Annotated in this window: 19 protein-coding genes; 6 read left to right on the forward strand and 13 right to left on the reverse strand. The window is 39.7% G+C overall.

Features of this window, described 5'->3' with window-relative positions; translation table 11 throughout:
• The first annotated feature begins 17 nt into the window (after positions 1–17).
• Positions 18–839 (forward strand): 4-hydroxy-tetrahydrodipicolinate reductase, encoded by an 822-nt coding sequence (dapB, locus tag FTU29_RS12260; RefSeq protein WP_078194102.1) that lies wholly within the window; start codon positions 18–20, stop codon positions 837–839.
• Positions 840–897: 58 nt separating this feature from the next.
• Positions 898–1,542 carry an START domain-containing protein gene (locus tag FTU29_RS12265; RefSeq protein WP_180066868.1) on the forward strand — a complete coding sequence of 215 codons (645 nt, stop codon included), beginning with the start codon at positions 898–900 and terminating at the stop codon, positions 1,540–1,542.
• Between the two features lie 32 nt (positions 1,543–1,574).
• On the opposite strand, the gene FTU29_RS12270 is transcribed toward FTU29_RS12265, so the two are convergent.
• Positions 1,575–2,003, reverse strand: coding sequence for a hypothetical protein (locus FTU29_RS12270; RefSeq protein WP_257226929.1), 429 nt, complete (start codon positions 2,001–2,003; stop codon positions 1,575–1,577).
• Positions 2,004–2,110: 107 nt separating this feature from the next.
• Between FTU29_RS12270 and FTU29_RS12275 the strand changes: the two genes are divergently transcribed.
• On the forward strand, positions 2,111–3,547 hold the full coding sequence (locus tag FTU29_RS12275) for a PLP-dependent aminotransferase family protein (protein ID WP_180122093.1): 1,437 nt from the start codon (positions 2,111–2,113) through the stop codon (positions 3,545–3,547).
• Positions 3,548–3,617: 70 nt separating this feature from the next.
• Here the strand turns inward: FTU29_RS12275 and FTU29_RS12280 are convergent, their stop codons facing one another.
• From FTU29_RS12280 to FTU29_RS12335, 12 genes are all read right to left on the reverse strand, one after another.
• On the reverse strand, positions 3,618–4,640 hold the full coding sequence (locus FTU29_RS12280; protein WP_180122095.1) for an NAD(P)-dependent alcohol dehydrogenase: 1,023 nt from the start codon (positions 4,638–4,640) through the stop codon (positions 3,618–3,620).
• A gap of 24 nt (positions 4,641–4,664) precedes the next feature.
• Positions 4,665–5,234, reverse strand: a complete 570-nt coding sequence (locus tag FTU29_RS12285; protein ID WP_180122097.1) for a DNA-3-methyladenine glycosylase I — start codon at positions 5,232–5,234, stop codon at positions 4,665–4,667.
• A 19-nt stretch (positions 5,235–5,253) separates the two neighbouring features.
• Entirely contained in the window at positions 5,254–5,499 is a 246-nt protein-coding gene (locus FTU29_RS12290; protein ID WP_078191630.1) for a hypothetical protein, read from the reverse strand.
• Positions 5,500–5,514: 15 nt separating this feature from the next.
• Positions 5,515–6,042, reverse strand: coding sequence for a M23 family metallopeptidase (locus FTU29_RS12295; RefSeq protein ID WP_180122184.1), 528 nt, complete (start codon positions 6,040–6,042; stop codon positions 5,515–5,517).
• 67 nt (positions 6,043–6,109) lie between these two features.
• Positions 6,110–7,156 (reverse strand): A/G-specific adenine glycosylase, encoded by a 1,047-nt coding sequence (mutY, locus tag FTU29_RS12300; RefSeq protein WP_180122099.1) that lies wholly within the window; start codon positions 7,154–7,156, stop codon positions 6,110–6,112.
• A 155-nt stretch (positions 7,157–7,311) separates the two neighbouring features.
• Entirely contained in the window at positions 7,312–7,671 is a 360-nt protein-coding gene (locus FTU29_RS12305) for an HIT family protein (protein ID WP_078194095.1), read from the reverse strand.
• Between the two features lie 51 nt (positions 7,672–7,722).
• Positions 7,723–8,463: a dienelactone hydrolase family protein gene (locus FTU29_RS12310; RefSeq protein ID WP_180110858.1), complete on the reverse strand. Its 741-nt coding sequence runs from the start codon at positions 8,461–8,463 to the stop codon at positions 7,723–7,725.
• A gap of 192 nt (positions 8,464–8,655) precedes the next feature.
• Positions 8,656–9,348, reverse strand: coding sequence for an FKBP-type peptidyl-prolyl cis-trans isomerase (locus FTU29_RS12315; RefSeq protein ID WP_180122102.1), 693 nt, complete (start codon positions 9,346–9,348; stop codon positions 8,656–8,658).
• Between the two features lie 54 nt (positions 9,349–9,402).
• Positions 9,403–10,116: an FKBP-type peptidyl-prolyl cis-trans isomerase gene (locus tag FTU29_RS12320; RefSeq protein ID WP_078191625.1), complete on the reverse strand. Its 714-nt coding sequence runs from the start codon at positions 10,114–10,116 to the stop codon at positions 9,403–9,405.
• Positions 10,117–10,362: 246 nt separating this feature from the next.
• Complete coding sequence (locus FTU29_RS12325) at positions 10,363–12,549, reverse strand: polysaccharide biosynthesis tyrosine autokinase (RefSeq protein WP_180122104.1); 2,187 nt, start codon at positions 12,547–12,549, stop codon at positions 10,363–10,365.
• A 16-nt stretch (positions 12,550–12,565) separates the two neighbouring features.
• A complete protein-coding gene (locus FTU29_RS12330; protein ID WP_180024801.1) occupies positions 12,566–12,994 on the reverse strand; it encodes a low molecular weight protein-tyrosine-phosphatase in 429 nt (142 codons plus the stop codon).
• Complete coding sequence (locus tag FTU29_RS12335; protein WP_180022948.1) at positions 12,994–14,049, reverse strand: polysaccharide biosynthesis/export family protein; 1,056 nt, start codon at positions 14,047–14,049, stop codon at positions 12,994–12,996. Before FTU29_RS12335 ends, FTU29_RS12330 begins: the two co-directional genes overlap by 1 nt.
• 415 nt (positions 14,050–14,464) lie before the next feature.
• Here FTU29_RS12335 and tviB point away from each other — a divergent pair, with 415 nt between their 5' ends.
• Genes tviB through FTU29_RS12350 form a run of 3 tightly spaced genes read left to right on the forward strand, consistent with a single transcriptional unit; the run spans position 14,465 to position 18,032 of the window.
• Positions 14,465–15,742: a Vi polysaccharide biosynthesis UDP-N-acetylglucosamine C-6 dehydrogenase TviB gene (tviB, locus tag FTU29_RS12340; protein WP_180122106.1), complete on the forward strand. Its 1,278-nt coding sequence runs from the start codon at positions 14,465–14,467 to the stop codon at positions 15,740–15,742.
• Between the two features lie 17 nt (positions 15,743–15,759).
• Positions 15,760–16,782, forward strand: coding sequence for an NAD-dependent epimerase/dehydratase family protein (locus tag FTU29_RS12345; RefSeq protein WP_180122109.1), 1,023 nt, complete (start codon positions 15,760–15,762; stop codon positions 16,780–16,782).
• Entirely contained in the window at positions 16,779–18,032 is a 1,254-nt protein-coding gene (locus tag FTU29_RS12350) for an oligosaccharide flippase family protein (protein ID WP_180122111.1), read from the forward strand. The genes FTU29_RS12345 and FTU29_RS12350 overlap by 4 nt, the downstream gene beginning before the upstream one ends.
• The last annotated feature ends 4 nt before the right edge of the window (positions 18,033–18,036 follow it).

Consider the following 18,036-nt stretch of genomic DNA (forward strand, 5'->3'; position numbering starts at 1 on the left):
AACATTAGGAAAATGTTATGTCAGCAGCTCCACGTATTGGTATCTTGGGCGCAGGCGGTCGTATGGGACGCATCTTAATTCAGGCGGTTCAGCAAGCTGGTTATCAATTGGCTGCTGCGGTAGAACGTCCTGAAAGTAGTTTGGTTGGTGCGGATGCCGGTGAACTTGCAGGGATTGGCGCGGTTGGCGTAAAGGTTGTTGGTAACCTTGCTGAAGTTTTAAAAGATTGTGATGTCGTGATCGACTTTACTGCACCTGCAGCAACGGCACAGCATCTTAAACTTTGCCGTGAAGCAGGCGTTGCGATTGTCATTGGTACCACAGGTATGAATGATGAGCAAAAAGCTTATCTCGATGAAACAGCAACAGAAACTCCAGTGGTCTATGCAGCGAACTATTCTGTCGGTGTAAACGTTTCAATCAAACTTCTTGAATTGGCATCAAAAGTGTTTGGCGATACTGTAGATATTGAAGTGATTGAAGCTCATCATCGCCATAAAGTTGATGCACCATCAGGTACAGCGCTAATGTGGGGCGAAGCCATTGCCGGTGCTTTAGGACGTGACTTAAAACAAGATGCTGTGTATTGCCGTGAAGGTCATACGGGTCCACGTGAACGTCAAACCATTGGTTTCCAAACGATTCGTGGTGGTGACATTGTCGGTGAACATACTGCGATGTTTATTGCGGATGGCGAACGTGTTGAAATTACCCATAAAGCGACCAACCGTATGAACTTTGCCTCTGGTGCAGTACGTGCAGCTGCATGGGTAGTTGGTCGTGAAGCACGTAAGTACGATATGAAAGATGTACTGGGTTTTAACGATATTGACGTATAAAAGCGCGTTAAAATCCGTTATAACAACAGCATAAAATTAAAATAAGACGATCAATGGAATGAAAAAAGTCATCTTTATGGCCTGTGCTGTCGCATTCACTGCGGCAGTACAAGCGAAAACTATGGATAATGCCAAACTCACGATTAATAAAAATAATATTAAGGTTTGGACCTACCAAAATGCTCAAAATCCTGTCTTTCAATACAAAGCTGAAACCAGTTTTGATGTGCCCATCGAAAAAGCGGTTTCCCTGATTTTAGATGTGGAAAATGCAGTGAATTGGGTCCCTTATATGGGCAGTGTCAAAGTCTTATCCCGCGATGACCAGAAAGGTGAATTCAGTTTATATATGGTGCTGGATTTTCCTTTTCCCTTGAAAGACCGTGATTTAGTGGTACAAGGCAAAATGCGTAAAGATGCACAAGGCATCATTAGCATCCAAAATAAAGCAGTTAAAAAAGGTTATCCGATCAATCCCAATTATGTACGCCTAACCGACTATGAGGGCGATTGGACCTTCCAGCGTTTAGGCAATCAAAAAGTTAAAGTGTCGACCTATGGCTATGCAAATCCGGAAGGCTCCATTCCGCTCAGTTTCGTGAATATGTTTGTGCAGCAACAGCCTTATCAAATGCTACAAAAAATGAAAGTGCAGCTGGGTAAAAGCAAAACTGTTGCGACCTTTCCCGAAATTTTAAAATAAGCCTTAGCAATGATTTAGTTCAATATGAACGATCAATGACTTTGCTGATCAGGCAGACGAAATGCCGTCAACTGCTGCATGTGCTGTGCTTCTGGAAGTTCGATACTGAGTAAGGTTTGTTCTAGAAATGGATGCGGATGTAACTTGATTTGAAATTGCCGCGCGGTCATTTGTTCACAGGCAAAGCGAAGTTTGGCTTGCTGCGGCATCATATTCATACCGTTTTCAGATTTGGCTTTATAAATATATAGCGTCTGATGTAACCCGCCGCTGGTGATCGGTTGGATCTGCTCAAGCTCATATTGCGTCAGTTTTTGGGCACTTAAAAAGCCTTGAATTAAAGATTTACAGATAAAATTTTGCTGGCTTTGAGCTTGAGTGTGCTGTTCGGGTTGGCACGCCATAAGCGTGAGTGTACTGATGATGATTAGACCCGCTCGAAGCTGTGTGAAGTCATTCATTTAATTTTCCCCCTATCGTTATTTTTGAGATATCAACCTGATGCATTCAGCTTAAATCTGTTAACTTAATGGGTACAGATACAAGAATGATTAAAAAAAGGGTACAGATGGCTTTTCAATATCAGCAGCTTGCGCAGCAGTTGGCACAGAAAATTTATAGTGGTGAATTGGCCGCAGGGCAGCGTCTGTATGCGCTACGTCAATTTTCACAGCAGCATCAGATCAGTTTAAATACCGCGAAACGCTGCTATGAATTACTTGAAGCCAAAGGCCTCATTTATGTCAAAGAAAAGTCTGGTTATTTTGTACAATCCTCACAGAAAGCCCAGCAAATTGCCGTGCCGAATCATCCTGATTTTGATTCCCGACCTCGTGAAATTTCGAATTTAGAATTACAAATTCAGATCCATGAAGCATCTGCAAATAGTCGCCTGATTCATTTGGGTTCAATTCAGTTGTCCCCCAATTTTGTTCCTGTTGAAGCAATCAGACGTTCAATCCAAAGGGCATTAAAGCATTGTAAACCAGAAGATTTTTTATATAACAATCGGCAAGGACATCCACAATTGCGTGAAGCTTTGTCGGCACATTGGGCTGAAGATGGTTTTTATATGCCTAAGGATGATATTTACATCAGCAATGGTTGTATGCCGGCTTTGTCAGTGATGTTACAAAATCTGAGTGCGGAAGGGGAGAGTGTCATTGTCCCGACGCCGAACTATAACGGGCAATTGCAATTATTGGCTTTATTGAAGCGGAAAATTGTTGAAATTCCTGCCAATACGGAAGGTTTTGATTTAGATCGTTTAGAGCAGGCGATGCGGGATTCAGGCGCGAAAGTATGCTTATTGACTGCAAATTTTCAAAATCCTTTGGGTTTTTGTTTAAGTAATGAAGATAAGAAACGAATTGCACAACTGGCTGAAAAATATCAATGTTATGTGATTGAAGATGATATTTATGCTGAGTGTAGTTTCAATGCAAAGCGACCATTGCCTATCAAATATTGGGATCGGGCGGGCTATGTGATCTATTGTGGGTCGATTTCAAAATCTTTATCGCCTTCTTATCGGGTGGGGTGGTTTTGTCTTCCACCACATTTGCAACATTTACGTCCCAAATTACTTTTGCAAAATGATTCGGTGAATACGCCTTTGCAGTTAGGACTTGCCGATTTGATTTTTAGTCGTGCGTATCGCCAACATCTTGCTGAATTGCGTCCTAAATTAATGGTGCAAGTCGAGCAGTATCGTCAGTTTATTTACGATGCTTTTCAAGGGGTTGATATCCGTCTAAATCGGCCTCAAGGCAGTTATGCACTGTGGTTGCAGATGCCTGAACAAATAGACAGTTTGGCGCTGTATTACCATGCGCAAAAACATGGTATCAATATTGTGCCAGGTTTAATTTTTGGTGAGGACAATCGTTATAACAACTGTATTCGTCTAAATGCCGGGCATGAGTTGTCTGTAGATATTCAGCAGGCCATTTTGTTGCTTGCAGATTGGGTACGTAAGGAATGCATAAACTCAAATACCGTCTAATTTTGATGAGTGTATAAAGGACACAAAAAAGCCTGCATGCGGCAGGCTTTCTTGGCTTAGATTTTTGCCGTTAAAAATCAGCTTTCAGCACAATTCGATAACGCACGTTTCCTGAATGCAAACGTTCAATCGCTTCATTCACCTGAGACATGGGATAAATTTCAATTTGAGGTGCAATATTTTGACGTGCAGCGAATCGAAGTAATTCACGCAGTGCCGCAGGAGAGCCAGTTGATGAGCCTGTAACTGATTTAGCACCACTGATCAGCATACCTGCGGGAATTTGCATCGGCTCAAGTGCTAGGCCAAGCATGTGAACGCTTCCATTCGGTGCCAAAGTTGAAAGATAGGCTTGCCAATCCAACGTCACATTGACCGTGCTTAAAATCAAATTGAATTTCCCACGCTGCGCTTTAATCGCGGCAAGATCACGACTATTCACCACATGGTCAGCACCCATGGCTTTAAGTTCATCGGTTTTATCTAAGTTTGAACTGAATGCGGTAATTTCACAGCCCCAAGCTTTGAGCAATTTAATCGCCATATGACCTAAACCACCAATGCCGATCACGGCAACATGGTGAATGGCCTGAATTTGGTGCTGTAAGATGGGATCAAATACCGTAATCCCGCCGCAGAGCAGAGGGCCAGCACTGGTTGGGTCGAGATCATCTGGAAGCGGAATAACCCATTGCCAGCCAGCACGGACTTTGTCGGCAAAGCCACCTGCATGACCGACGATCGTCGCTGTCTTGGTTCCGGTACATTGGACTTGGCGACCATCGATACACGAGTCACAGTGTTGACAACTTTCTGCTGTCCAGCCAATGCCTACACGTTGTCCGACTTTGAGTCCTTTTGCTTCGCTGCCGAGTTGGGTAATGGTTCCAATCACTTCATGTCCTGGGACCACAGGATAAACCGAAGATTTCCAATCATTTTGGATAATAGAAATATCTGAGTGACAAAGACCGCAATACTCGACTTTGACTTCAACCTGATGGGCTTGTAATTCACCTGCATCAAATTGGTAGGGAACAAGGGCTTCACCACTGTTCATTGCTGCATAGGCGTGGATTGTATTGTCACTCATTATTCTATCCTTTATGTTTTGAGGTCATTCTGCGTGCGTGTATTTAAAGTCACAGTGATTTTCATGATCATTGACCATGCCGATGGCTTGCATCAGAGCATAGCAAGTCGTTGGGCCTACAAATTTAAAACCATGCTTTTTTAATGCTTTGGACATGGCCTGACTTTGAGCGGTTTGTGCAGGGGCGCTACGATATTCAATGACATCATTATTGGCAATGTGTCCTTCGACAAAATTCCAAAGAAATTCCACAGGATGAATCCCTTGGGCTTTTAACTGTTGCCATGCTTTTGCATTATCACGAATGGCAGTGAGTTTGCCGATATGGCGAATCAAACCTGAATCTTGTAATTTTTCTTGTAATTGTAGGTCACTCAACGCTGCGATTTCGGCAATGGGATATTGAAAAAAATGCTGCTGATAGCAGGCCCGCTTTTTCAGCACAGTGATCCAAGACAGCCCCGCTTGTTGTCCTTCAAGACACAGCATTTCAAAGAGATGCTGCTCATCAAAACTAGGTTTAGCCCACTCAGTGTCGTGGTAGGCAATATACAAAGGATCTTCGGAGCACCAAGCACAGCGTTGTATCGTCATGTTGAATGCTCCTTTTGACTTAAATTTTAAAGACAGTCCATTGATCGTTTTTATTGTCCCAATACAACAGTTCCGCTTGATCGAGATCGGCAAATTGGATCCATACATCTTTACCTGATTTGTCTGCGTAGCCGGTGCTGATGAGTAATGCTTCTTCAGTGATCTCCATGATCCAGCCCTGATAAGACTGTCCATTGAGGCTGATTTTTTGTTGATTACCAGATTCTGCAAATTCCACCAGACGATTGATCAACGCTTCTGACATGTATGTTTCCTAAAATTAACGTAAATACGGATAGGGGTTAACGGCATTGCGACCTTTACCACCCAAGTAAATGCCATAATGCAAATGTGGTGCAGTATGTCGAGCATTGCCAGTATTACCTACATAGCCAATGACATCACCTTTTTTGACATAGTCGCCGACGTTTAAGCCACGTTTATGACCATCAAGATGCGCATAATAATGCCAAGAACCTGCGGGCCCCATAATCCATATCACTTTACCACCCAAATTGTTATTACGTAAGTCAGCAACTAAACCTTCTGTAGTACTGAGAACTTTTGTTCCACGTGGAACAATAATATCAATGCCTTCGTGGCTTCGTCCTTGGCTACGCGCTGCGCCCCAAGTATCCTTGAGCGCACTTCGTTTGACTTGATGAACAGGAACAGGCAATTGATTGGATAAACGCATGTTTTGTAATTTTTTCACTTCATGAGCAGGCAATGTACTGCCTGATGGTTTGGGTGGAGTCGACGTACAGGCGCTGAGTAAAAGCAAAATAAAACCAATACCGCCGAACAATCCTTTGCGAAGCTGAAAAAATCCTTGAGTCACATTTGTCCCTATACAATTGATGAGCAGTTAAAAACTATGGCATAGAATGGCTTTCGAGTTCTAGCGTAGAAATGAGTTTTTTCATGGCGGTTGGAATACCGAGTGCAGTGGCTTGTATCGGGGTATACCACTGTGCGTTGCATTCAATGGCTAAATGCTCTTTTTGATCGGCAGCAACAGTAAATACAGTAGCTTCTAAAAGCCAAGTGAAGTGGGTAAAACTATGAGATATTTGCACTTGAGTAGTGGTAGGTTTCAGTCCAAGCTGCTGAGTGTGGGATTGAAACTCATGGGGTTGATCAAAAATAGGTAAACACCACAGACCGCCCCATAGACCGCTATTCGGACGTTGTATCCAAAGCCATTCTCCTGCAGATTGAATCAGCATGACTTGGGCCTCTCTCACTGGAACAGGCTTTTTAGGCTTTTTATAAGGTAATTCAGTCTCTAAACCCTGAGCATGTGCTTTGCAGTGCTGCTGCATAGGACAATATAAACAGAGCGGCTTTTTCGGCGTACAAATGGTTGCACCCAGATCCATAATTGCTTGGGTATAATCGTGGTTACGTACCGTGGGGCAAAGCTCACTCGCCAGTTGCCACATGGACCTTTCATGTACAGGTTTCGATAAATCATCTTCAATAGCAAAGAATCGAGACAATACTCGCTTGACGTTGCCGTCCATAATCACGCCATATTGTCTTAAACCCAAAGACATCAGCGCACCTGCGGTAGATGGGCCGATGCCGGGTAGTTCCATCCACTGCTCAAGATTGCTTGGAAAATGTCCCTGACGTGCAACAATGCCTGCGGCTTTGTGTAAGTTCCGAGCCCGTGCATAGTAGCCTAAGCCAGCCCAATAGGGTGCCACATCATCCCAAGAGGCATGGCCTAAATCTTCAACAGTCGGAAACCGTTGAATAAATCGATCAAAGTATTGTAAGACGGTTTTGACTTGAGTCTGTTGTAGCATAATTTCTGAAACCCATACTTTGTAAGGGTCATCCTTCACTTGCCACGGTAAGTCATGACGACCATGGACATCAAACCAGTCGAGAAGGGCATCAGAAAAGTTAAACATGCAATACAGTCAAAATTGAAAAAACCTGCCTAGTATACATCTTTCTATAGGTATTCTTTTTGTTCAAAACGAAATCTGTATATCAGGGGAAATGCCAAAATAGCAGCTATCAAAAAAGGAGCCGAAGCTCCTTAGTGAGGGTCAATTTTTAAATTTTAGCTTTTAAAGCCCCAGCGGGAATCAAGCGCCAACGTTTGGTTTTCATAACGTGGAATAATGTGAATGTGCACATGTTCAGTAGCTTCGCCAAAAACTTGTCCATCATTAAACCCAATATGAAAGCCAGTAGGTTGATAGCGTAAATTTAATTCATTACGCGCTTGTTCAAGTAAGGACATTAAACTTTTACGTTCTTTATCAGTAATTTCAAAAAAAGAACCAACGTGACGTAGCGGGACAATGACAGCATGTCCTTTAGACAGTGTGTGTGGTTCAGGAAGTACAACTCCAAAATCATTTTTTGCAATAACGTCATATTCGTCAAAATTGCAATATGGACAATTGAGATCTGTCATTGTGCTCTCCTCATTTTTATAAATTAAATATTGGTATTGGTTCTTAGCGCTTTAAGAACCAAGCTGGCGTGCTAACAAGGCATACATGGCCGCTAAGCTTTGTTGTTCTGCAGTAGCGTTATAAGCTAAATCTACGCCGTTGGCTTTGGCGCGTTCATCCGCCATCGGGTTGCTAAAGCCATGTTTTGCACCTTCAAAAATATTGATTTGATACTTCACTTGGGCAGCATCCATTTCATTTCTAAAGGTCGCAACATCTTCTAAGCTCACCATCGAGTCGAGCTCACCATGTTGCACTAAAATCTCTGCTTGAACTTGTCCTGTTTGTGCAGGAGTCGCTGTAGCAAGTGTTGCATGGAAGGTCACCACAGCTTTTAATGCAGCACCTGAACGCGCTAAATCCAGCACGACTTTTCCGCCATAGCAAAAGCCTATAGCTGCGAGTTTATCTGCATTTACTTCCTTTTGCTGTGCCAAAGTGTTTAATGCAGCAGACGCACGGGTCACGATGGTGTCAGCATGATCAAAAGTCTGCATCATCCATTCATAAGCTTGTTTGGCATCAGTGGTGACTTTTTTGTCACCATACATATCCAAAGCGAAAGCAGCATAGCCTTGTTCTGCCAATTCGCGCGCACGTTGTTCGGTATATTCATTGCGTCCCCACCATTCCGGGGCAACTAACACACCTGCGATCGCAGTGTCTGACTCTGGTGCGGCAAAATAGCCAAAAAGTTGAGTTCCATCCGCTGCTGTATATTGAATTTCGCGAGTCTTAATTTTAACGGTCATGGTCAAATCCTTATGTGCGGCTACGCAGTTAATGAAGATTTAAAATAAATGGAAATTGGTTTTGTGAAATAAATATAAGATATCAATGTGAATTTTAAGTCAAATCAATCAAAAAAATTGTAAAAGAAAATAATGGTACGAGGAAATATTGAGGAGCAACGAGATTTGTCGATGCTCCTGAAGGGAGTGTTGTTATTTAGGGAGAACTTCGATGAGCTCTACATCAAAAATCAGTGTGCTGTTTGGCTCAATGACGTCTGCTGAACCAATTTGACCATAGCCCAAATTGGCAGGAATGAAGAAGCGATATTTTGCACCTTCTTTCATCAACTGTAGACCTTCTGTCCAACCCTGAATGACTTGGCTCACTTGGAACATCGCAGGTTGGTTGCGTGCAATTGAACTATCAAAAATAGTGCCATCAATTAAGCGCCCTTCATAGTGAACTTTCACTGTTGAATTGGCTTTGGGTGACTTACCTTTGCCGGCTTGAATGACTTGATACTGCAGGCCAGATTTCGTGACCTGAATACCTGGTTTTTTGGCATTCTCAGCAAGAAACGCAGTGCCAATAGTCGCATTTGCGTCCGCTTTTTGCTTCAATTCAATCAGTTGTTTCGCTTCGGTTTGCTTTTTATATTGAGTTAAAGCACGAGTCATTTCTTCATCTGTTAATGACGAAGCTTGACCTTTAGAAGCTGCCTTTAAACCTGCAACAAATGCATCAATATCCAAATCCTTAATGGATTCAGCATTACTGCGTCCCATTAAATAACCAAAACTATAACCGACTTGTTCTGCAGCACTACTTTTATTACTGACATCTTTGGCAAATACAGTGCTTGAGCAGAGTGCCAAACACAACATACTGATCTGTAATTTCATGACCGAGTCTCAAAATAAAGCAGGAGAGCGAAAAGCTCTCCTGTACCGGTTTTATTATTTAACTTCAATGAGTTCTACATCAAAAATTAAAGTACTGTTCGGTGGAATCGTTCCTGGAACACCTTGAGCACCATAACCTAGGTTTGAGGGAATATATAAAGTAGCTTTGCCACCTTCCTTCATTAACTGCAGACCTTCAGTCCAACCCGGAATTACTTGGTTCAACGGAAATTCAATTGGCTCGCCGCGCTGTACTGAACTATCAAATACTGTGCCATCTACTAACTTACCTGTGTAGTGGACTTTAACAACTGATGTGGCTTGCGGTTGTTTACCTGTACCTTCTTTCGTTGTTAGGTACTGTAAACCAGAAGCTGTAGTTTTAACCCCAGCTTTGCTTTTGTTTTCTGTTAAGAAATTATCGCTGCTACTTTGTGCTTGCTTATTGCTTTCGAGCTGCTTGTTTTGCATTTCTTGCTGGAACTCAGCATATGCTTTTTGTAATTCTTCTTCAGTATATGCAGGTTTTGCACGAGCATGGCCTGCACGAACGCCAGTGACAAAGCTATCAATATCTAATTCTGGAGGCGTTTGATGGGCAACTTCATAACCTAGAGCATAGCTGATTTTAGCGACAGCCGAAGCGTTTGCAGCTGGTTGAGTTGATGTTGCTGATTGCGTAGCAGGTGTTTTAGTTGCATAGTAAACAGGAACAAGTGCGGCACCGCCGAGTAATACAGCGACAGCGATAGGTAGGGCCTTACTCATATATTTTCCCACAATTATTTTATATGTAAAAAGTTGCTGAAATTCTAGCAGACTTTTCCTGTTCAGCGCTTACCTATCTCTATGATCAGGTAAGGTGCAGGAAAGATTATCATAGTCATGTTCTTATTTTTATACTATAACGGTATGAATATATAAAACATTTTTTATACAGAAAGAGGCATGCAACATAAATTTCGCACATAAAAAAGCCACCGTATTCGGTGGCTTTTTTTACAACGCGCTGAATCAGTCTTGGTCTTTTGAAGCTTTATAACCATAGGAATAGTTATAGCCATAACCATAGCCTGCTGAGCTACGTTGAATGTCGTTTAGAATAATACCATTGACCTTCACACCCACTTGTTCAAAGCGATTAACGGTTAACTCTAACTCTTTCAACTGCGTTTTCGCATAACGAGCAATCACCAAATTCACGCCAGCAAATTGCGAAATAATGATACCGTCTGTCACCGCAAGTACAGGAGGGGTATCAATGATCACATGATCAAACATCGGTGAAATTAAATCTAAGAATTCTTTGAATTTCCCAGAGCTTAAAAGTTCAGATGGATTAGAAGGGCTCTTACCACGGGTAATCACACTTAAATTTGGAATTTCAGTGGTTTTAATGATGCTGTCTAGATCACGCTGACCATTTAAATATTCAGAAAGACCTGGTTGGTTGTCATGATTGAAATATTTGTTTAAATAACCACGACGTAAATCAGCATCAATAATTAAAACGCGTTTATTACTTTGTGCAAGAATTGTTGCCAAGTTGGTTGAAATAAATGATTTACCGACTTCTGGTGCAGGCCCTGAAATCATGATCAGGTTATTTTTTGCGGATGTCAGTGCAAAGTGAATGGCAGTCCGCATACTGCGTAGGCTTTCAATCGCAATGTCATCGCTATTTTTAACAGCAAGTACAGGAATGGTCTTTTTCTTCTTCAGTAACTTGATGCGACTTTCCTGAATAGGGGAACGTGGCACAGTGGCATAAACCGGAAGATCAAGGGTGTTCTCAATTTCTGAAGAATCTTTGATTCCTGAGCGTAGCATGTTACGTAGTAGTGCAAGTAATGTACCGAGGAAACCACCAAGAAAAATTGAAAGTATCAAGATTTGTAGTTTTTTTGGTGCAATTGGTTCAATAGGCTCTACGGCAGTATCCACAATACGGACATTACCAATTTCACCAGCTTTGGCAATACGAAGCTGTTGGTAAGAATTCAACAACGCTGTATAAAGTTGTTGTTTCACTTCAACTTCACGATAGAGCTGTAAATAACGACGTTGTAAGTCTGGTAATTTTTTTAAGGTGGTATTTAGTTCACCAATTTTGCTATTGATTGCACCCAATTGAGCATTCATTTGCTGCATCACTGGATGTTCACTAGTGTACTTCGCAGAAGCTTCAGCAACTTTTTGCTCTAATTCAGCTTTTTGAGTTTCAAGAGTGATGCTTTGAGTTAAATATAGTTCAGATTCTTTGGTTACATCGACGGTATTAAACTCTTGACGGAATTTGTTAAATTCACGTTCTGCGACATCAAGCTGCTGTTTTAATTCAGGGAGTTGTTCGTCTAGGAATTTTAATGTTTGTGCACTTTCAGCCGAACGTCTTTCAATATTTTGATGGCTGTAGGCTGCTAAAATGGCATTTAAAACTTTTGTAATATGTTCTTTATCTTGGCCCTGATAGTTAAGGCCAAGCACGCCCGTCATTTTACCTTTTTCAGCAACAGAATAATTTGCCAAAATACTGTCAACTGCAGCAGGTAAAGACTGTTTTTGAATTAAATAGTCATCTTTGAATTGATCTTTGCTATAAATTGAGATTTCCCAAAGACCTTCTGCTGTACGTAAAGAGCTTTTTTGGTTCAATGGTGCTGTTAAAATTGTTTGTTCAGTCTGAAGGTCAATTAAAGAAAATTTATTTTCTTGAAATTGGAGACCAAGGTTCTTGTCACGATATTGTGCAGGAATATCAAATTGGCGTATTTCAAAACTTTTCTCATTATCTTTGAAAATGACAGATTTATTTTTATATTCGGTGGCATATTCATGCGGTGAAAATAAGCGATCAGTGAAAGAGTTTTCAGTACCCGAAATTTTTAAATCTAGATGTAAGTTTTGAATCACGGTGCCTAGAACTAAACGTGATTTAAGAATCTCAATTTCTGCTTGCGCTGGTTGTTTTTGATCAATCATATTAGAAAGATCACCTAATAAGGCAGCAGAAGCCCCTTTATTCTCTTCGACCTGTACTAAAGCATTGACTGCATAAGTGTCGGGGGTAGTTCTAAGATAAAGTAAGGCACAAACAAGACTTAAAATTACACATAATGCAATTAACTTCCACTGTGCAATCAGAGAGAAAAATAATTCCTTTAAATCAATTGTATCTTCTGTATTGGTATTTTGGCTCATAATCGTACATCAAAAGTTAAATTTGTTTAGTCCAATCTGCAACGCAAGATTGGATCAGTTCTGAGGTCTGGTCAAAAAAAGCTTGATCGTGCTGATATGGGTCAGGCACATTTTTACCTTGCCAATGGCCTAAACGAAAAGTCTTTCCTTTTGCAAATGGCCATGTTTGTTCAATATGCTTTTGTTGATTTGAACTCATGACTAAAATTAAATCTGATTTCTTGATCAGTTCAGCATTTAATTTTTGCGCAATGTGTCCACTCATATCGATGCCAATTTTTTGCATACAGTATTGAGCTTTTTCATCTGCTGGATGTCCAACCATGCCTGAGATTCCCGCTGAATAAATATTCAGATCGGGATGATTCTTTTTCAGAAGATATTCTGCCATAGGACTTCGGCAAATATTACCTACACACACCACCAGAATATTTTTAAATAACATTATTGACCCATTCTGTCGATGTTATAGATCATATTTGAGAAAGGAATCACCTGATTGATCACGCGCTGCCAACGTGCCAAGCCAGATGCATCAACATATACAATATCGTTGCTACGCATTCTGAACTGGTTTGCGAGTCCAAAGTCACCAATACTGGTTAAATCCAAATGATAAATTTCGGTCATCGGACTATTCATATCACTACGTACTACGTAGATTTTGCCTCGACTTGCAGAAAGCGAGTTTACCCCAAGACTTTCGCCCAAGACATCACTTAAACTCATTCCTTGATCACGCATTGGTAGGGATTGATTTTTACCAGATTCACCCATTACATAAATTTTCTGATTTTCGCGTGAATTGACATAAATTGTATCGTTAGGCTGTATGAGTAGATTATGTAGTGAATAGCCAGCCTTTTCTAACTGAATGCTATTTAAGTTGTAAGTTTGTCCTTGGCGTACCAAGGTAATAGACGTATTATCGCCAAATTGCGTATTCACACCGCCAGCAAGACCAAGTGCAGTATATACGCTGGTAGGTTGGTCGGTGAGATTAAATTGACCACCTTTCATTACATTGCCTTGGACAGAATAACGCTGGCCTTGGTAGGAAAGAACGCGAACAATCACATCTGGGGTTTTTAAATAGCGGGCAAGTTGGCTACGTAACTCCTGATTAACTTTTGTTAGGGATTTTCCGGCAGCTTTATATCGGCCAATAATAGGGAATTGAATATAACCATTTTGGTCGATTTGGTAACCGTTTGATTTTATCGCCTCTTCATTACTAATGGTATTTGTAGGTGGCGTTATTTCCGGATATGCCCATAAATAAATGGATAAAATATCACCAGAATTTAATCGATATTGTTGTTGTTGTTGATTGAAAAGGTGAGCAAAATTTTGTTGATTAATCTGTGCGGGTTGAACGGCTGCTAAATTGTCTTGTGATAATTTGATGACATTTACAGTTGAACCTAGATCTGTTTGGAAAACACCTTCTTTTGGTAAATCATATGTTTGAAGACCTGATGTGATTGCACAACCCGTCATACCTAAACTGAGTGCTAACAAGAAGCTATAACGATAGTAACTCACTCGAAATCCTACTTATAAAAATAATTGAATTGTAAAAAAGGCAATCGCCTGATTTTTAAAATATATAACGGAATATTTTATACTATGTAAAGTAAACATCCTAGGATTTGCTGTCAAAATGTGTTGCTACAGTGTAATGATTATTGTGTGAAATAAAACACATATTTGTTAATGAATGCATAATAAATTCATTTAAGTAATTGGTGTTAAAAATCAAATATTAATATATTGGTTAAAAAATAAACGTTTAATTTTGCAGTTATAATTTTCGATTACGAAAAATAATAATTCCCGAAAAATATAAGGGCGATTTCTGCTATATTATGAGGCGTTTTTCACATGATTAAATCATAAATTATAAGGCTCTGGAATGTTGCAACTCTCGGAACTAAAAATTGCTGTAATTGGGTTGGGCTATGTGGGTTTACCACTAGCTGTTGAATTTGGTAAAAAAGTACCTGTAGTGGGTTTTGATATTCACCAAAAACGAATTGATGAGCTGCGTTCAGGGCAGGACCATACGCTCGAGGTATCTCCGGAAGAATTAGTACAATCTACACATTTAACATATAGCGCAAATTTAGAAGATCTTAAATCTTGTAACTTTTTTATTGTTACTGTGCCAACACCAATTGATGAATTTAAGCAGCCGGATTTAACTCCATTAGTTAAAGCTTCAGAAAGCATTGCAAAAGTGCTGAAAAAGGGCGATATCGTGGTGTACGAATCAACGGTATATCCAGGTGCAACTGAAGAAGTCTGTATTCCTGTTTTAGAGAAAAACTCAGGCTTAACATTCAATCAAGATTTCTTTGCAGGCTATAGCCCTGAGCGTATTAACCCGGGCGATAAACTGCACCGCGTCACCAATATTTTAAAAATCACCTCTGGTTCAACACCTGAAATCGCTGATTATGTTGATGAAGTCTATAACCTGATTATTGAAGCAGGCACGCATAAAGCAGCCAGCATTAAGGTTGCAGAAGCAGCGAAGGTGATTGAAAACACCCAGCGTGATGTGAATATTGCCTTAATTAATGAATTGGCATTGATCTTCAATAAAATGGGCATTGATACTGAAGCGGTATTACAAGCAGCAGGTACCAAATGGAACTTCCTTCCATTCCGTCCGGGTTTAGTTGGTGGTCACTGTATCGGTGTTGACCCGTACTACTTGACCCATAAGGCGCAAGCGATTGGCTATAACCCTGAAATTATTTTAGCGGGCCGCCGTTTAAATGATGGTATGGGTGCTTATGTGGTCACTCAGCTAGTTAAAGCCATGCTGAAAAAACGCATTCAAGTAGAAGAGGCTAAAGTCTTAATTTTAGGCTTAAGTTTTAAAGAAAATTGCCCTGATATCCGTAATACCCGCATCATTGATATTGTGAAAGAACTGCAAGAATATCATGTCAATGTTGATGTATATGACCCTTGGGTAGATGCCGCTGAAGCTGAACATGAATATGGAATTCGGCCTGTACAAGCACCAGCACAAGGTGAATATGATGCTGTGATTTTGGCAGTCGCGCATGAACAATTTAAAGACATGGGTGTAGAAACGATCCGTGCGTTGGGTAAAGAGGATCATGTACTCTATGACTTGAAGTACGTGTTATCTCAAGCTGAATCTGATATCCGCCTTTAATTAATAGAGTAACAAAGATGAGCCAATATAAGAATGTTTGTGAACAACTTAAGAATCAGCCAAAAATATGGCTGGTGACGGGGGTGGCTGGCTTTATTGGCTCAAACCTTTTAGAGACTTTACTTAAGCTCAACCAAACTGTGGTGGGTTTGGATAACTTTGCCACGGGTCATCAGCATAACCTTGATGAGGTGCAAAGCTTGGTCACTGCTGAGCAATGGGCGAAATTCAGATTCATTGAAGGTGATATTCGTGAGTTTGCAGATTGTCAAAACGCCTGCCAAGGTGTGGACTATGTGCTACACCAAGCTGCCCTTGGTTCTGTACCGCGTTCAATTGCCGATCCGATCACCACCAATGACACCAATATTAGCGGTTTTTTGAATATGTTGACTGCTGCACGTGATGCAAATGTATCTAGTTTTACATATGCAGCAAGTAGCTCAACTTATGGTGATCATCCTGCATTACCAAAAGTAGAAGAAAATATTGGTAATCCATTGTCACCGTATGCCGTCACCAAGTATGTCAATGAACTATATGCTGATGTTTTTGCACGCGCATATGGCTTTAAAGCGATTGGTTTACGTTACTTTAATGTTTTTGGTAAACGCCAAGATCCAAATGGTGCTTACGCAGCGGTGATTCCAAAATGGACAGCAGCGATGATCAATGATGAAGATGTCTTCATTAATGGTGATGGTGAAACGAGTCGTGATTTCTGTTTTATCGACAATACCGTACAAGCCAATATTTTAGCAGCAACATCGCAAGATGAAGCTAAAAATCAAGTTTATAATGTTGCAGTAGGGGATCGTACCACGCTCAATGATTTGTTTAATGCCATTAAAGCTGCATTAAAAGAAAATGGTGTGACTTATACGAAAAATCCTGTATATCGGGATTTTCGGGCTGGGGATGTACGACATTCACAAGCTAGTATAAACAAAATTCAAAGCCTATTAGGCTATGAGCCAACCAAAAAAATTAATCAAGGTATTAAATTAGCGATGGGTTGGTATGTGAATACCTTAAAATGAAAAAAAAAATAGTTAAGTTTTTAAGTGTAGCAGGAAGAAAGAAAATTTTAGAAAATTTTCTTTCTTTGGGGTGTGTTAAAGGGACAACTTTACTGCTGCCTTTAGTAATTATTCCTCATTTAATAAAGACAATTGGCTTGGAGCTTATGGGGCTTCTAGCGTTAGTAACAGCAATTTGTGCTTATTTAAATACATTAATTGACTATGGTTTTGCATATACTGGCACTAGAGAAATTGCACAAAATAATTTTAATAAATATAAAAACACACAGTTATTAGTAGATATTACTATATGTAAATTATTTTTATCTTTAATGGGGGTTTTAGTTATTTTAATCTCCTCTAATTTTGCGGATTTTATAAAAGAAAATATTGTCCTTATATTATTAAGTTCATTTAATGTGATTGTTTTATCTTTATGTCCATCTTGGTTTTTCCAGGGACTAGAAGATATGAAAAAAATTGCTATAGGTGAGGTGGTAGGTAAGGTAATTTCTTTTTTATTAATTATATTCTTTGTTGAAAATAAAAGTGATATTTATCTAATACCGGTTTTTTATCTTGTAGGTCAAGTCTTTAGTTTAATAATATATATATATTTTATTTTAAGTTATATAAATTTTTCTAAAGTTAATTTTATTGGTTTTAAAGATATTTATTCAAAGTTAAATAAAGACTGGGATATGTTTATTAATATATTATTCCCAAATTTTTATAACATATATTCATATTTAATATTGGGATTTTTTGGAACGTTAATACACGTTGGTATTTATGATATAGCCCGAAAAGTACTAAATGTTTCAGAGCAAACTTTAGGGATTATTTCTAAAGTTTATTTCCCAGTTTTAGCTAAAAATATAAATAAATTTAAAGAATTTTTGAGAGTGATGATTGTAGGGAGTGTGGCTTTATTAGTTTTGAATTATGTATTTATACAATATGGTTTATCATATGTATTCGATGCTAACTTAGACTTAGCAAGGCAGTTAATGTATATTCAGTTGCTAGCACCCTTTATTTACGCACTAATGATTTCATATGGAATAAATTGTTTAGGTGTTCTTGGGAAAGATAAAGTACTAAGAAATATAACAGTTATTACCTCTATTGCTGGTTTTGTTTTTGTGACGGTTTTAACATATCTTTATATGGCAATTGGAGCTTTATTAGGAATTATGTTGACCTGGTTGGTTAGATTTATTTTTTGTTACTTAAGCTCTAAAAGTTTTTTGATTTCTAAGGCGTAATTTT

The organism is Acinetobacter sp. YH12086 (assembly GCF_013419345.1).
In the GTDB taxonomy this organism is placed as follows: Bacteria; Pseudomonadota; Gammaproteobacteria; order Pseudomonadales; family Moraxellaceae; genus Acinetobacter; species Acinetobacter amyesii.

Coding starts and splice junctions, on each gene's coding strand:
- FTU29_RS12310 (WP_180110858.1), bottom strand. CDS start 8,463: ATGACCGTTAAAATTAAGACTCGCGAAATTCAATATACAGCAGCGGAT.
- FTU29_RS12330 (WP_180024801.1), bottom strand. CDS start 12,994: ATGTTATTTAAAAATATTCTGGTGGTGTGTGTAGGTAATATTTGCCGA.
- FTU29_RS12320 (WP_078191625.1), bottom strand. CDS start 10,116: ATGAGTAAGGCCCTACCTATCGCTGTCGCTGTATTACTCGGCGGTGCC.
- FTU29_RS12345 (WP_180122109.1), top strand. CDS start 15,760: ATGAGCCAATATAAGAATGTTTGTGAACAACTTAAGAATCAGCCAAAA.
- FTU29_RS12305 (WP_078194095.1), bottom strand. CDS start 7,671: ATGACAGATCTCAATTGTCCATATTGCAATTTTGACGAATATGACGTT.
- tviB (WP_180122106.1), top strand. CDS start 14,465: ATGTTGCAACTCTCGGAACTAAAAATTGCTGTAATTGGGTTGGGCTAT.
- dapB (WP_078194102.1), top strand. CDS start 18: ATGTCAGCAGCTCCACGTATTGGTATCTTGGGCGCAGGCGGTCGTATG.
- FTU29_RS12325 (WP_180122104.1), bottom strand. CDS start 12,549: ATGAGCCAAAATACCAATACAGAAGATACAATTGATTTAAAGGAATTA.
- FTU29_RS12280 (WP_180122095.1), bottom strand. CDS start 4,640: ATGAGTGACAATACAATCCACGCCTATGCAGCAATGAACAGTGGTGAA.
- FTU29_RS12285 (WP_180122097.1), bottom strand. CDS start 5,234: ATGACGATACAACGCTGTGCTTGGTGCTCCGAAGATCCTTTGTATATT.
- FTU29_RS12315 (WP_180122102.1), bottom strand. CDS start 9,348: ATGAAATTACAGATCAGTATGTTGTGTTTGGCACTCTGCTCAAGCACT.
- FTU29_RS12350 (WP_180122111.1), top strand. CDS start 16,779: ATGAAAAAAAAAATAGTTAAGTTTTTAAGTGTAGCAGGAAGAAAGAAA.
- mutY (WP_180122099.1), bottom strand. CDS start 7,156: ATGTTTAACTTTTCTGATGCCCTTCTCGACTGGTTTGATGTCCATGGT.
- FTU29_RS12275 (WP_180122093.1), top strand. CDS start 2,111: ATGGCTTTTCAATATCAGCAGCTTGCGCAGCAGTTGGCACAGAAAATT.
- FTU29_RS12265 (WP_180066868.1), top strand. CDS start 898: ATGAAAAAAGTCATCTTTATGGCCTGTGCTGTCGCATTCACTGCGGCA.
- FTU29_RS12335 (WP_180022948.1), bottom strand. CDS start 14,049: ATGACGGGTTGTGCAATCACATCAGGTCTTCAAACATATGATTTACCA.
- FTU29_RS12290 (WP_078191630.1), bottom strand. CDS start 5,499: ATGTCAGAAGCGTTGATCAATCGTCTGGTGGAATTTGCAGAATCTGGT.
- FTU29_RS12270 (WP_257226929.1), bottom strand. CDS start 2,003: ATGAATGACTTCACACAGCTTCGAGCGGGTCTAATCATCATCAGTACA.